This is a genomic window from Methanoculleus marisnigri JR1 (assembly GCF_000015825.1).
Classification (GTDB): domain Archaea; phylum Halobacteriota; class Methanomicrobia; order Methanomicrobiales; family Methanoculleaceae; genus Methanoculleus; species Methanoculleus marisnigri.
In genome coordinates this window covers 1256501-1270266 of record NC_009051.1, presented here as the reverse complement: position 1 = coordinate 1270266, position 13766 = coordinate 1256501, and the positions used below count along the sequence as shown (strand labels likewise).

Below are 13766 nucleotides of genomic sequence, written 5' to 3'. Positions count from 1 at the left end.
ATGGCAATTACTTTTGAAGTCATACACAAAGATATCGCAGGCAGGGTCGGCAAACTCAGGGTGAACGATAAAACAGTCCGGACGCCCGCGCTCCTCCCTGTCGTCAATCCCCACCTCCCCCTGGTCACTCCCCGCGAGATGCGGGAGATGGGCGTCGAGGCGCTGATCACGAACGCCTACATCTTCAGGCGGAGCACCGAATTCCACGACCGGGCGCTTGCAGAAGGGCTTCATGGCGTCCTCGACTTCGACGGCGTCATCATGACCGACTCGGGCTCGTTCCAGCTCTCCGTCTACGGGGAGGTCGAGGTGAGCAACCGGGACACGCTCGAGTTCCAGCAGGCGATAAAAAGCGACATCGTCGTCCCTCTGGATCTCCCGACCCCGCCGGACGCAGGGCCCGGGAGGGCGGCACGGGAACTCGCGGTCACGATGGAGCGGATCCGCGAGGCACAGGCTCTCTTCCCGGATGCGAACCTGGCAGCGCCGGTGCAGGGCGGCATCTTCACCGACCTCCGCGAGGAGGCGGGACGCGCCGTCCGGGACCTCGACTTCACCTTCGCTCCCATCGGCGCCGTGGTGCCGCTGATGGAGAGTTACCGCTACAAAGAACTCGTGCAGGTCGTCCTTGCGGCGAAACGCGGCCTCTCCCCGGGTACCGCCGTCCACCTCTTCGGTGCAGGCCACCCGTCGATGTTCGCCCTCGCCGTCGCGATGGGCTGCGACCTCTTCGACTCGGCTGCATACGCCCTCTTCGCGCGGGAGGGGCGCTACATCACCCCCCACGGGAGCCTCAAGATCGACGAGCTCGCGGAACTCCCCTGCGCCTGCCGGGTCTGCCGCTCGATGACCGCTGACGAACTCCGGAAGTCCGAGGACCGGGAGCGGCTGCTCGCCCTCCACAACCTGCACGTCACTCTTGCAGAGATCGCCCGCATCCGGCAGGCGATCCAGGACGGGACGCTCTGGGAGCTCGTCGACGAGCGGTGCCGGAGCCACCCGCGCCTGCTCGACGGCTACCGGGAACTCCTCGCCCACGTTGCGGAACTCGAACGCGACGACCCCGTCTCCAAGCGCCGGTTCTTCTACCGGGGCTCGGAGACCTGCCGGAGAACCGAGGTGCTCCGGTTCCATGAGGTCATCCCCCGCATCCCCCTCGGCGAGCGGGTGCTCGTCTCGTTCGACGGGCAGGGTGCGCCCGGGTTCGACACCGTCCTGAACTTCAAGCCGCCCTTCGGGCCCTACCCCGTGGAACTCGCGGAAACCTTCCCGGTAGGCCAGAGCGAGGTCCCGGAGTGGGACGACGATATGGTCCGGTCGGGATGCGCAGGCATCCGGTCGCTGATGGAGGCGCACCCGGAGAGCCGGTTTACGGTTCAATGTGGCGAGGTATGGACGCGCCTCGTTCTCGAAGAGGTTCCGGACGCGGAGGTGCTCCATGAGCAGGTATGAGGCGCAGAAGCGCGACGGCCTTGCCCGGGTAGGAACCTATGAACACGAAGAGGCGAGCGTATCCCTCCCCGCCGCCCTCGATACGGACGCCCTCTTCCCCACGCTCCGCGACCGGGCTCTCTCGAACGTCCCGCTCGCCATCGACCCGGCGTTCGTGGAGAACTACTTCAGCCCCGGCGAGGGGCAGCCGGTGACCGTCCACCCGCTCGCCGCCTCGGCGGAGTCCGGTGACTGCGTCCTGGTCGCGAACTGGCACACGGCGGAGAAGAACCCCCGGAACTACGCGACGTGGCTTAACACGCTGAAAGAGAAGATCCCGCCGGACACCGCGTGGTACGCCCCGGCATCGGCGCTCCCCTCGACCGCCTGCCTCCTCGTCTACTCGGGTTTCGACCTCTTCGACTACCGGGCGGTCGACCTCGCCACGGCGCAGAAGAAGTTCTGCCTCCCCGAAGGCGAGTTCCCCGCATCGCTGATGGAGACCGGCGCCTGCGGGTGCGAGGGCTGCCGGGATGGCGACCTTCTCCGGCACAACCGTCTCGCGCTCGACCGCGAACTTGCCCTCGTGCGGCACTACATCGAGGCGGGCAGGCTCCGGGAACTGATGGAGGCCCGGTGCCGCGCGGACGCCGCGCAGGTCGGCATCCTCCGGTTCCTCGACCGGAACTACGCGTTGATGGAACGCTCCCTTCCGGTGGCGCGGTCAGTGCCGATGCGGGCCAACACCGCCGAGTCGCAGAACAGGGCGGAAGTCCGGCGGTTCGCCGACCGGGTGATCGAGCGGTTCGTCCCGACCCGGACGGACGTCGCGGTTCTCCTCCCCTGCTCGGCACGGAAGCCCTACTCGCTCTCCCGGAGTCACCGGCTTTTTGTGAACACGGTGAACCGGCGGGCGCACGAACTGATCGTCACCTCGCCCCTCGGCCTCGTGCCGAGAGAACTCGAGCGGGTCTACCCGGCGGGCCATTACGACGTGCCGGTGACCGGATACTGGGACCGTGAGGAGTGCGCCTTCATCGCCGATATCCTCGCCCGCTACTTGGCTGCACACCCCTACCGCCGGGTGATCGCGCACCTCGAGGGCGGGGCGCTCACGGTTGCAGAGATGGCGGCGGAAGCCTGCGGGATCGACCTCGAGGTGACCTGCGAGGGCCATCCGACGGCGCCGGGGTCCCTGCATGCCCTGGATGCCGCCCTCGAAGGCGAGCGGCGGATGCAGACCGACACCATCCGCGGCACGGTCTCCTGGCAGTTCGCGACCGATATCAACACGAAGGGCCTCCAGCTCCGGGGGAGGAGCATGCAGATGGCGGTGCTCCGCGGGAAGCAGCAGCTCTTCAGCATCGACCCCGGGACCGGGCTGTTCCGCCCGACGTTTGCGGGATGGGACCTGATACCCGAGGGCTACCGGATCAAGATCGACGAGTTCGTGCCGCAGGGCGACGTCCTCGCCCCGGGCATCACCGACTGCGACCCCCGGATACGGGAGGGCGACGAGGTGCTGGTCGAAGGACCGCTCGCGATCGCCACCGGCCGGGCGATGATGGGCGCGGACGAGATGCTCCGGTCGAAGCGCGGTGTCGCGGTGCGGGTGCGGAAGGTGAAGAAGATCGGGGAGTGAATGAGCCGGGGGATTCGCTTCCCCCTGGGCTCATGTTTTGTGGCGCTCAAATTTAGAATCATCGAGATCCATTGTCTTTTGCGCCTGCGACGTTCAAGGGTTGAAACTGGCGAGCGAGGAAAAATCCCGGTACAGTGGACCGTGGTGGATATCGCCATTGGGGGTGGGGCTGACGGGGAGTGCGATGGTTCGTAGAACCGGAGCTCGACCACCGTCAGGTGGGAAGTGCGAGCGTAGCGAGCTTGAGCACCGACAGGTGCGAGGGGGCATGCCCCCTCCCCTGTCTCTACCCAGAAGGCTATACCTGTACCCCCACTCGAAGACCTTCGGTCTTCTCAAGCTCCGGACGTCCCGTCCGTCGCACCCCGCCCGGCCTTCGGCCTCCTCCCCCGCACCTTCGGTGCCCATGCTCCGGACGTCCCGTCCGTCGCACCCCGCCCGGCCTTCGGCCTCCTCCCCCGCACCTTCGGTGCCCATGCTCCGGCCCTATGGCCCATCGCACCCCGCCCCGGGGGGCGGGGGCAGTGCGTGGCGAGAAGCGATGGTTCGGAGAACCGGAGCTAGAGCACCGAAGGTGCGAAGCCGATGGAAATCCGTGTTACGGAAATGTGTGAGTAGCAAGAGTTTTAACCCCCAGCAAGAGGTCAAACACGTTCCCGATACCCACGGCCTCAAATCCGTGCTGCCAATCCCAACAAAAAAAGAACGACAGGATCCCCTGCCCCGAAAACCCCAAAAACCCCGAAAATCCCTTACTTCCTCGGAACGAGCTTCACTGCCGTTCCGTAGGCAAGAAGTTCCGCCGCCGCCGCCATCGTCTGGGATGTCGCGAACCGGACGTTCACCACCGCGTCGGCGCCGAGATCGCGCGCGGCATTGGCCATCCGGTTGTACGCCTCGGTCCGGGCGTCGGCGAGCATGGCGGTATACTCCTCGAGTTCCCCGCCGACAAGGCTCTTGAGCCCTGCAGTGATATCCCTTCCTACGTTCTTCGCCCGTACGGTGTTGCCGGAGACCACGCCGAGGACTTCCCCTACGGCGTAGCCCGGCACTTCTTCAGTCGTCGTCAGTATCATTGTTCACTCCTTGATTGCTTCGATGGTCTCCTCGCGCCCCCGCCAGATGATCAGCGCGAGGCCGATCACGACGAGCGGGATGCCGAAGATAGGAATTAGCAGTGCGAGCACCACGCCGATGACGGTCAGTGCAATACCCCAGATTACCTGGCTCCGCATACCAATTCCTGTGACGGATCAACGGATAATCGTTCGCGTTTTTAACTCTGTATCCGTCTTCGCTCCGGCCGGTCACGGGGTACTAATTCAAGGTAGAGGAGCTGCAGTAAAGAGGCTGAAGCCACAATATGTACGAAGCGTTAGATGCATTTCGACGTTACGACGACCAACATCATCAGGAGTGAAGCGGTTGTATACGATAGAATTGGCGACAAAACTCGCCGACCGGGTTTACGAATACTGGATACGTGCGCCGCAGGTGGCCGAGCACGCACGGGCGGGCCAGTTTGTTATCCTGCGCCTGCATGAGAAAGGCGAGCGGATACCGCTCACCATCTCTGCGGTCAGGGGGGACACCGTCCGGGTGATCTTCATGACCGTCGGCAAGACGACCGAGGAGCTTGCGACCCTCGGCGCGGGCGACAGCATCAGCGATGTCGTGGGGCCGCTCGGCAAACCGAGCGAGATCGAGAACTACGGCACCTGCTGCGTCATCGGCGGCGGTGTCGGGATCGCGAGCACCCCCCTCATCGCAAAGGAGCTGAAAGAGGCGGGCAACCACGTCATCGGCATCATCGGGGCGAGGAACGCCGATCTCCTCATCCTGGAGGACGAGATGGAGGAGATCTGCGACGAGTTCTACATCACGACCGACGACGGGAGCAAGGGCGTCCACGGGTTTGCAGCCGACGTCCTGAAAAAACTGCTCGAGGAGCGGAAGATCGACCGGGTCTGGATCATCGGCCCCGCGATCATGATGAAGGTCACCTCCGGCGCGACGGTGCCCTACGGCGTGAAGACCTACGTCAGCCTCAACCCGATCATGGTCGACGGGACGGGGATGTGCGGCTCCTGCCGGGTGACCGTCGCAGGAGAGACGAAGTTCGCCTGCGTCGACGGCCCCGAGTTCGACGCCCACCAGGTCGATTTTGCCGAACTGATGCAGCGGCAGCGGATCTACACCACGCAGGAGAAGGAGTCGCTCGAGAGGTTCGCGGAGCACCGGTGCCGGTGCGGCGAGGGAGGCCACCACCATGAGTGACCGGCCGGCCGACGTCCGGATCAAGGACTTTGGGGAGGTCGACTGCGGCCTCTCCGCCGAAGAAGCCGTCGCCGAGGCGGAGCGGTGCCTGCAGTGCAAGAAACCCTTCTGCGTAACGGGCTGTCCGGTCAACATCGACATCCCTGCGTTCATCGGGCATGTCGCGGAGGGGAACTTCCCCGCGGCCGCACGGGCGCTCAAGGAGCAGAACATGCTCCCGGCCATCTGCGGGCGTGTCTGCCCGCAGGAGACCCAGTGCGAGGGCGTCTGCATCCTCGGCAACAAGGAGACCCCTATCCGGATCGGCGCGCTCGAGCGGTTCGTGGCCGACCGGGAGCGGGAGAACGACCCCACCCTCCCCGACGTGGCGAAGCCGACCGGGAAGCGGGTGGCGATCGTGGGCTCCGGTCCCGCAGGGCTGACGGCTGCGGCCGAGCTCGCCCGTGCCGGCCACGCCGTCACGATCTATGAATCGCTCCACGAGGCCGGCGGCGTCCTGACCTACGGCATCCCCGCATTCCGGCTCCCGAAAGACGTCGTCAGGGCAGAGATCGACCAGGTTCTCGCCCTCGGCGCCCGGCTGAAGAAGAACCACCTCGTGGGCCGGAGCGTCAGCGTCGACGAGCTCCTCGCTTACGATGCGGTCTTCCTCGCGACCGGGGCGGGGCTCCCCGCGTTCATGTGCATCCCCGGCGAGAACTTGAGCGGTGTCTACTCGGCAAACGAGTTCCTCACAAGGGTGAACCTGATGCACGCCGAGGCGTTCCCCGAGTTCGACACGCCGGTCATGCACGGAGCCCGCGTCGCGGTGATCGGCGGCGGAAACGTCGCGATGGACTCCGCCCGGGTGGCACGCCGCCTGGGGGCGAAGGTCTCGCTCGTCTACCGGCGCGGCGAGGAGGAGATGCCGGCACGGAGGGCCGAGGTTCTGCACGCACAGGAGGAGGGGATCGAGTTTTACACCTGCACGAACCCGACCCGGATCCTCGGCGAGCAGTGCGTCGCGGGGATCGAGTGCGTGAAGATGTCGCTCTGCGGCATCGATGCAAGCGGCCGCCGGTCGCCGAAGCCGATCGAGGGGAGCGAGTTCACCCTCGACGTGGACATGGTCGTCCAGGCGATCGGCACGAGCCCGAACCCGCTCCTCGTCTCCCTGATCCCGGGGCTCGAGCGCGGGCGGAAGGGCAACGTTGTCGTCGACGAGAACGGCCGGACGTCCATCCCCCACGTCTACGCCGGCGGGGACATCGCCACCGGCGCAGCGACGGTGATCGAGGCGATGGGCTCGGCGAAGAAGGCGGCCGCGGCGATCGACGCGATGCTGAAGGGAGAGTAACTTTTTTTTTTGGATCGGCCCGGGGACAAGGCCGGGTCCAACCCGTTCTTCAGGTGTGCCGCCTGGAGGGGCGATGTTTCACCAAAGCGGAGTTCGAGCGGGATGCCCCCTCATGCCCGGATGGGCAGGCGCGCATGCCGGACAGGAGCGTTTGCAAAGGGCGTATCCGCCGCCCCGACCCTATCTCCGCTTCCGGTACAGGACGAAACTCATCCCTACGCCAAAAGCCGCGAGGATCGTTTCGAACCCCGGCGTCGTCGTCCGGAGCGACTGCCCGGGCGCCAGGTCCGAGGGAACCTGCACGATGTCCGTCTCCCGACCGGCCCGAACGGTGATCTCCCAGACTATCCGGTCGCTGTCGTAGACTTTCAGCACGACGTTCTCGACGCAGGCGCCCGGAGACTGCCCGGAGATGGCCTGCGCCTCCGCTTCGGCTCTCCCGACCGTGAGGTTCTCTTCCGAGATGTAGGTGGTGGAGACGATCTCTCCTCCCGAGAGGTCGACGATGTACTCCGTGAACACGCCGGTATCGTTGATGAAGTAGACCTGCGCCCGAGAAGGTTTGGACGTGATCTCCTCATAGCGGTTGGGGGATTGATTCTCGACGTACGACCGCACCCCGCCGTCGTTGCTGAGCGCCGGGTACTTCGCAAAAATCTTCGGGAAGGTGAGTTCCGCGGCCAGGGGCAGCGCCTCATCGCAGCCGATAATCCAGATTTGCCCGATGGACTGTTCGCCGCCGTGTTCATCGGCTCTAATCTTGTTTAAATAGACGAGCTGTTCTTCGCAGGCGTTCGCCGGCACGATGTACACGTACTCATGCGTGTGGTTGTACGTGCTCTCATGCCACCAGATCTCCCCATGTTCAGCGATGAATGCGGTGATCGTCTCGTTGGTCTTCGCATTTGGGTGGACCCCATAAAGGATATGGGTCTGGTTCCCCTGCCCGGGGAGGGGCGTCACTACCGCACTTGCAGGGATACTGCCGACGAGCACCGCAAGGATGAGCCCGAACGCCAGGAGGGTGAGACTTCTCGTCATAAAAAGGGTTAATTGTACCTCGGAACCTCACCGAGGAAGATCTGTGTTCTGAAATCTTCGTACCTGAGAATGCCGTCGCCGGTCGGGTCGTTTGGATCCTGTGTGTAATAGGAGTCGTCGGCGTCACCGTAGACCGTAATGTTGATGTGATCATTTCCTGCCGTCCTGTAAACCTGTGGATTGTCAAATACATTCCATGTCGGATCCGAGTGTATCCAGACATTTCCATTCCACGACTCCGCAGTGGCATGCCCCGATACATTGCCGGTAGCAACTTCTTCCATGGTGAACGACAGGAACCGCGTCGGGATGCCCAGCGCCCGGGCGAAGGCGGTATACAGGGTCCCATATTCGTCACAAACTCCTAAATATTTCCCATCGATGGAGGATGGATGATCTATCATGTTAATCCCTTTTTTTAACATAGTGGCTCCTTCGCCATCACAACGGCGGCGGATTTCCATAGTAAATCCCCAGGAACGTCATAACAGCAAATAAAGCAGAGGCCATGATCGCGAGCAAACGTGTAGCGCGAGGGCTGAGATTTGCAGCAGTAAATTTGGCGGTGAAGGAACGTGAGAGCAGGACTATGAGAACTATGGGAATTACGGCCAGTCCAAGCAATATCGATGATAACAGGTGTGCCGGATCTATGTATTCCGGATACCAGATCAGAGCGCCGAACCGGATAACTGTAGCGACTATAAAAAGGGCCAGAAAACTAAAAAATAGTTTGAGTGATCTCAGCATAACCCTGCCCCCTTGGAGTCATCCACAACACCACTGCTCTCGGTAAACGAGTAACCGGTGCAGGCTCCTGGTTCAAGGGGGTTGCAAGCCATTACCGGCACAACACCCGCGCTCACCAGCAGCATTGCCAGGAGCGCGGAGAGTGCCCGCATTCCAATGTTTCCATTCATTTGTTTTTCCTCCAGCTTCTTTTCCCGGAGGCAAAAGAGGCACAACCTTAAGTAAGCAGAACGCGTACGTTCCCTTTACCTTCGGGCAGTGGGGAGCTCATCCGGTCTTGGACGGATAGGGTGAGCCTCCGCGGTTTTGCGAACGCTGTTTTGAGCCTCCGCGATTTTGCGAACGCTGTTTTGAGCCTCCGCGATTTTGCGAACGCTGTTTTGAGCCTCCGCACTCTAGCCTAGACGTCTGGGCATTTATGTTTTCTGTCCTTTTTCTTTACACGTCCATCGACTGCTTGCAAAAATGAGGCATTCGGTCTCATCCTGAAGGATGCAGGTGCAGGGTAACGGATATTCTCGCGGCAAGGAAGATCGTGCAAGGTACGCCAGTCGATCCGGAGGATGGGTATCTGCTGATCCAGCAGTGTTTACCCCCAGAAGATGAGCCAGACCCCGAATCCTATCAACAGGATCCCGCTTCCCGCTCGAATAACGTCCCTGTACTCCCGTATCCTGCTTGATGAGGCGTATCCACCGAGGACTCCGACGCCGAGAAACGGCGTGAGCACCCCGGCTCCGAAGACCAGCAGGAGCGATAAATCCTGTACGGTGCCGTCGATCAGGATTCTGCTCAGCAGGACGAGGAGCATCGGTGCGGCGCACGGGGCCTTGACGATTGAAAATATCATGCCCAGAATGAACAACCCGGCAAGCGTGGTTGCATGCTTCCGTATGGATGACTTAACGTAGTCGTCCGCGGAGATCGGGAGTTTTATCAACCCAAGCAGGTTCACCCCGGTGAGTATCGTGATCAGTCCTGCCGCGACGGCGAGGTACGGACCGAAACCACCAAGGGACATCCCTGCCAGCAGGAAGCAGCACCCCAGGACGATATACGCGGCTACCAGCCCCAGACCGAATATTACAGAGTTCAGGAGACTGCTTCTCAGCCCTTTGCCCGACCCGGTGACGTACACCAGTATGAATCCGAGTATTGCCATCAGGCAGGGTGAGAACCCGGAGAAAAGGCCCAGGGAGAATGCAAACGGGATATTCCAGTTAATCGGCGGCGAGTTCTCCTGCGGCTCAGCACCGGCAAGGGACTGCTCGATCGCCGCCCTGAGGTTCTCGTCGGTGATCTCCTCTTTGGGAATTGTGACGGTGCCGTTCACGACTACGGCCGGGACTTCGAGAAATGCGTACGCGTTCCATCGCTCCCAACTGTCCACAGTCTCGACGTCGATCCATTCGATCGTGAGGGCGCCGTCGTAGGTGCTTTCCAGGTCCGCAATCAGCGGATCAGTCAGTTTGCAGTCCGGGCACCGGTCCATGTGTTAGTATTCGAGGGGGATCGTTGAGGCCGCGACTGCAGGAATGCACAGAGTGCATGCGATGAGCAGAGCGGCCAGTACCTGCACTGCCTTTACGGTCATGAGCCCTCTACCTCTCACAGGGGTGCGCAGAACACATCGATCACTCTGCTGGTCATCCATCAGCCATCAATCCGCTCCCTCCGGTGCGCGCCGTCGTTCCCAGATATAGAGGATGGGAAAAGCAACGATACCAACAAGCGCGATTGCCTGGAGGAGGGGGAGAACGGGGTACCCCAGTACCAGGTAGCGCAGAAGGACGATCCCAGTTGCTCCGAGGTAGAAGATGGCCGATCGTGCGAAGGTGATGTGGCGCTCCCCACCATCGATGAAGACGATGCGCGTCAGAAGCAGGCCGAGGATGACAAGGACAGGGAGCCAGAATATCTGGTTGATGGAGTATGCAAGGGACGCCATTTGCTTTCCTCCTGTTTCTTTCCCAGGAGGCAAAAGAGGCACAACCTTAAGTACGCAGAATGCGTACGTTCCCTTTGCCTCCGGGCATGCGGGGCGCGTCATCCGGTCGTCAACCAGGGATGGGTAGCCCCACATCTTTTGCAGACGCCGCTCTGAAGCATCCACACAATGACGTGAGCGGCGATCTATTTAGAAATTCTGTCCGATTCATTTACACGTCGGCAGGTTTTTGCCAAAAGTGAGGGGTTTGATCCCCTTTCTGGAGATGAAACCCTTATCACGGCGCCGCCGTATAAGGTACACTAGTGTCCACCATCGGCAACCCCGTCTGCGTTGCTGCCGCAGCGCATCCGCACACGGAAGCCGTAGCATGCCTGTGCCGCCGTTACGCTCACACGAACTCGAACTCCTTGGCGTAGCCGCCTTCGTACCAGATGCAGTATATCCCGGGAGTGGGGTTGTCCGCCCCCATGTCTATGGTCTCACTTTGGTTCGCCCCTGAAGTATCCCACCGCACCGTCCAGTTCTCTCCGGGGTCGAGGAAGCACACCACGGTCGGAGCACATCCCGCATTGCCGACGAGCTCCCACGTGCCGCCGGTGCAATTGCCCGGCATGCATCCTGATTCGTTCGTGACCCATCTGTCAATCCACCATGGGCGTGGGCTGCCGAATTCCACCGGCTCATCGCCGCAGTTGACGATGCCGAACTCCACCACCTCCCCGATGTGGTAGACGTTCTTGTCCGTGAAGGCATAGACGCCGTCCACCGGCTCCCCCGGGCAGACCGCGGGCGGGCCGCAGAATCCTTCGGGGACGGTGCACGTCTCGCAGGGCTCCGGTGTCGGTTCCAGCGTGACGTTTGCGGTCAGGTTGGTATCGGCCGGTCCCAGGCACCCGGCGCTCGCGAGGACGGCGAGGATTATCGTCGCGATGTATGAGTAAGTGTGCAACTTCATTGCAGTCCCTTCGTTAGCGTGTATACAAAAATAAGTGGGTTCAGGGGTCGCTGATGCTGTAGGCCAGCGCGAGACGCTCGGATGCGTCTTCGAACCGGTATTTAACAACCCTCGCCTGATAGTTCCCGCTCATTTCCGTCTCGAACTGGCCGATCTCGTAGTTGTTGTCGTAGGACGACGAGACTTCAACCCGCTCGCCGTTCGGATCGTAGATGAGGAGATCGAAGTCGGATTGCAGCGGATCGTTGATCGTGCCGTAGGGGGGGTGTAGATCCGGCGGATGCGAGTCCCACGCGGCGACGACCCTGACCTTCTTCCCGGCGGGGATGCCGCTCAGGACGTAGGTCTTCGGGAAGTCGCCGTAGGTCACGGTGTTCGCCCACCAGCGGTTGTTCGAGATAGTGTCGTCGGCGATCGAACAGTCGATCCCTCCCGCGCCGTCGCGGTCGCTCAACCTGCTGGCACCCTCGATGTTGTGGATCGCTCCCGCCATGATGGCGGCCTTGATGGCTTCCGGCCAGGACGTGAGCTGGCTCTGCCGGTGCATCAGCAGGGCGGCCTCGCCGGATACTGCCGGTGTGGCATAACTTGTTCCAAAGTCGTCGCAATAACCGACCCAGGGGCTGGCAGCTAGTGTGGATATCATCCCGGCCCCAACGGCGGCTACTTCCGGTTTCTCTCGATCACCGTGCTGCGATATCGGATCGTTATAGCCGGAGTTTCCCAGCATGGCATCGTCTGTCCAGGTCGATGTGTCTCCATCATCAAAAGCGCCAACGGCAACGACGTTGTACGCGAGTCCCGGGGACTTTACCTTACCGTCGTCGGGCGAGTTGCCTGCGGCGGCAACCACAGTCAGGTGATTGCTCCAGACGACATGATCGTAGTATTGGGCTAGACTGTCGAGTTCCCTCGATGTGTTTCTGCCGAGACTACAACTGAGAATGTTCGCACCCTGTGTTATCGCCCATTCCGTTGCAGGGACAATACTAGAATCATACCCTGTGTTGGCATTCGCTGAAAGCAGTGCCGGTACACCGTAGGAGATGCCCTTGTACGTTGAGTGGGTACTTGCAACGATACCGGCCACTTCGGTTGCATGGGAACTCACGGGCAGATCGGGGCGATACGCTGATCCGTCAGGCAGGTAGGGGTTTGAGAATTCTACTCTTGAACTTTCACCCGACTCCGGCACTTCCACAATCGCGACCTTGATGCCGGTGCCGGTCTTCCCTCTTCCCCAGACGACGTCTGCCTTCACGGTCGGCGCTGCACTATTGAGCGCAGGTTCGTAGCTCCGGGTGATGTCCAGCGATACGACGTCCGACCGCTTGCTCAGGTCCTGGATCGCCTCCCTGGAGACCTCCGCGAAGACCACCGGGGCGTACTGGCTGGCATAGACCACGGTCGAGTCCTGTTCCTTCAGGAAGTCGATCACCGGCGCCTCGTGGGCGGCATACGCGGTCCTCTGCAGGCTCAGTAGTTCCTGGTGCTGCTCCTCGCTCAGGTTGCCCTGGAACCGCGACCGGTCCATGGAGGGCTCTGTTAACCAGATCCAGACGACGACCTTCTCGTCGGAGCGCATGGTTGAGACGCGATCCGCAAGTTCCGGGTCCAGTTTTCCGTATCGTTTGCTGCTTTCAGCCGCTTCGGCCTCTCTGACAGCATCGATATCGGCAGCCTTCCCCTCTTCGTCCAGATAAATCCCGTAGATAGCGGACGACTTTTCGTCCAGTATCTTTGCCCCCCAGAGGGTCCGGCCCGTAAGGGGGAATGCGGCAAAAGCCTCGTTTATGATGGTTAACTCTCCTACGGGAATGCCCTCCTGCGCGGATACGTGTTCGAGTGCTTCCGCTCGATAGGTCTGCAGATCAAACGAACCTTCGATACCTGTCTGTGCGCTCACCGTCGGCACAGTTACCATTCCCGCGAGGAGGAGTGCCAGAACGATGGGCAATCCCCCGATTGTTTTTGGTTGCATTGTTCACCTCCGTGTAGATTGGTGGAGGCACGACGCAACGCTTTTACAGTTCGAAAGCCCAGATCGTCATGCCTCCGGGCATGCGGGGCGCGTCATCCGGTCGTCAACCAGGGATGGGTAGCCCCACATCTTTTGCAGACGCCGCTCTGAAGCATCCACACAATGACATGAACAGTGATCTATTTAGAAATTCTGTCCAATTTCTTTACACGTCGGCAGATATTTGCCGAAAATGAACGGAGAGAACCCTCCCCGGAAGACGAGGGCACAGGAGAGAACCCATTCTCACGGCGGTAATGCCGTACAGGACGCAGCAGCCTCAGACTGCCGCACTTGCGCGCGCCCTGCACCCGAACTACTGGGTTCTGTCGATGGACAGGCAGGCCTGCCGGCCGATTGCAT

The 13766-nt window shown here is 61.6% G+C and carries 13 protein-coding genes; 4 read left to right on the top strand and 9 right to left on the bottom strand.

Annotated elements, in window-relative coordinates:
* On the top strand, nt 1-1452 hold the full coding sequence (gene tgtA / locus MEMAR_RS06305) for a tRNA guanosine(15) transglycosylase TgtA (RefSeq protein ID WP_011844128.1): 1452 nt from the start codon (nt 1-3) through the stop codon (nt 1450-1452).
* Nucleotides 1439-3073 carry an archaeosine synthase subunit alpha gene (gene arcS / locus MEMAR_RS06300; RefSeq protein WP_011844127.1) on the top strand — a complete coding sequence of 545 codons (1635 nt, stop codon included), beginning with the start codon at nt 1439-1441 and terminating at the stop codon, nt 3071-3073. The genes tgtA and arcS overlap by 14 nt, the downstream gene beginning before the upstream one ends.
* A 752-nt stretch (nt 3074-3825) precedes the next feature.
* On the opposite strand, the gene MEMAR_RS06295 is transcribed toward arcS, so the two are convergent.
* Together MEMAR_RS06295 and MEMAR_RS13130 are read right to left on the bottom strand one after the other, a co-directional pair.
* The gene (locus tag MEMAR_RS06295) at nt 3826-4149 is read right to left on the bottom strand and encodes a YbjQ family protein (RefSeq protein WP_011844126.1); all 324 of its coding nucleotides are present in this window, start codon (nt 4147-4149) and stop codon (nt 3826-3828) included.
* Nucleotides 4150-4152: 3 nt separating this feature from the next.
* Entirely contained in the window at nt 4153-4308 is a 156-nt protein-coding gene (locus tag MEMAR_RS13130) for a hypothetical protein (protein ID WP_011844125.1), read from the bottom strand.
* A 181-nt stretch (nt 4309-4489) separates the two neighbouring features.
* Between MEMAR_RS13130 and MEMAR_RS06290 the strand changes: the two genes are divergently transcribed.
* Nucleotides 4490-5350, top strand: a complete 861-nt coding sequence (locus MEMAR_RS06290; protein ID WP_011844124.1) for a sulfide/dihydroorotate dehydrogenase-like FAD/NAD-binding protein — start codon at nt 4490-4492, stop codon at nt 5348-5350.
* On the top strand, nt 5343-6686 hold the full coding sequence (gltA, locus tag MEMAR_RS06285) for an NADPH-dependent glutamate synthase (RefSeq protein ID WP_011844123.1): 1344 nt from the start codon (nt 5343-5345) through the stop codon (nt 6684-6686). Before MEMAR_RS06290 ends, gltA begins: the two co-directional genes overlap by 8 nt.
* 180 nt (nt 6687-6866) lie before the next feature.
* Here gltA and MEMAR_RS06280 read toward each other — a convergent pair whose 3' ends face one another.
* The 7 genes from MEMAR_RS06280 to MEMAR_RS06255 form a co-directional block, all read right to left on the bottom strand.
* Nucleotides 6867-7727 carry a PGF-CTERM sorting domain-containing protein gene (locus tag MEMAR_RS06280; RefSeq protein ID WP_011844122.1) on the bottom strand — a complete coding sequence of 287 codons (861 nt, stop codon included), beginning with the start codon at nt 7725-7727 and terminating at the stop codon, nt 6867-6869.
* A gap of 8 nt (nt 7728-7735) precedes the next feature.
* On the bottom strand, nt 7736-8191 hold the full coding sequence (locus MEMAR_RS06275) for a transglutaminase-like domain-containing protein (protein WP_081432602.1): 456 nt from the start codon (nt 8189-8191) through the stop codon (nt 7736-7738).
* Nucleotides 8169-8477: a hypothetical protein gene (locus tag MEMAR_RS12960; protein WP_143706344.1), complete on the bottom strand. Its 309-nt coding sequence runs from the start codon at nt 8475-8477 to the stop codon at nt 8169-8171. The genes MEMAR_RS06275 and MEMAR_RS12960 overlap by 23 nt, the downstream gene beginning before the upstream one ends.
* A gap of 589 nt (nt 8478-9066) precedes the next feature.
* Nucleotides 9067-9969: an urease accessory protein UreH domain-containing protein gene (locus MEMAR_RS06270; RefSeq protein WP_011844118.1), complete on the bottom strand. Its 903-nt coding sequence runs from the start codon at nt 9967-9969 to the stop codon at nt 9067-9069.
* A gap of 168 nt (nt 9970-10137) precedes the next feature.
* Nucleotides 10138-10425 carry a hypothetical protein gene (locus tag MEMAR_RS06265; protein ID WP_048063775.1) on the bottom strand — a complete coding sequence of 96 codons (288 nt, stop codon included), beginning with the start codon at nt 10423-10425 and terminating at the stop codon, nt 10138-10140.
* Nucleotides 10426-10816: 391 nt separating this feature from the next.
* Entirely contained in the window at nt 10817-11383 is a 567-nt protein-coding gene (locus MEMAR_RS06260; protein ID WP_011844116.1) for a hypothetical protein, read from the bottom strand.
* Nucleotides 11384-11423: 40 nt separating this feature from the next.
* Nucleotides 11424-13364 carry a S8 family peptidase gene (locus MEMAR_RS06255; RefSeq protein ID WP_011844115.1) on the bottom strand — a complete coding sequence of 647 codons (1941 nt, stop codon included), beginning with the start codon at nt 13362-13364 and terminating at the stop codon, nt 11424-11426.
* Nucleotides 13365-13766: the final 402 nt, after the last annotated feature.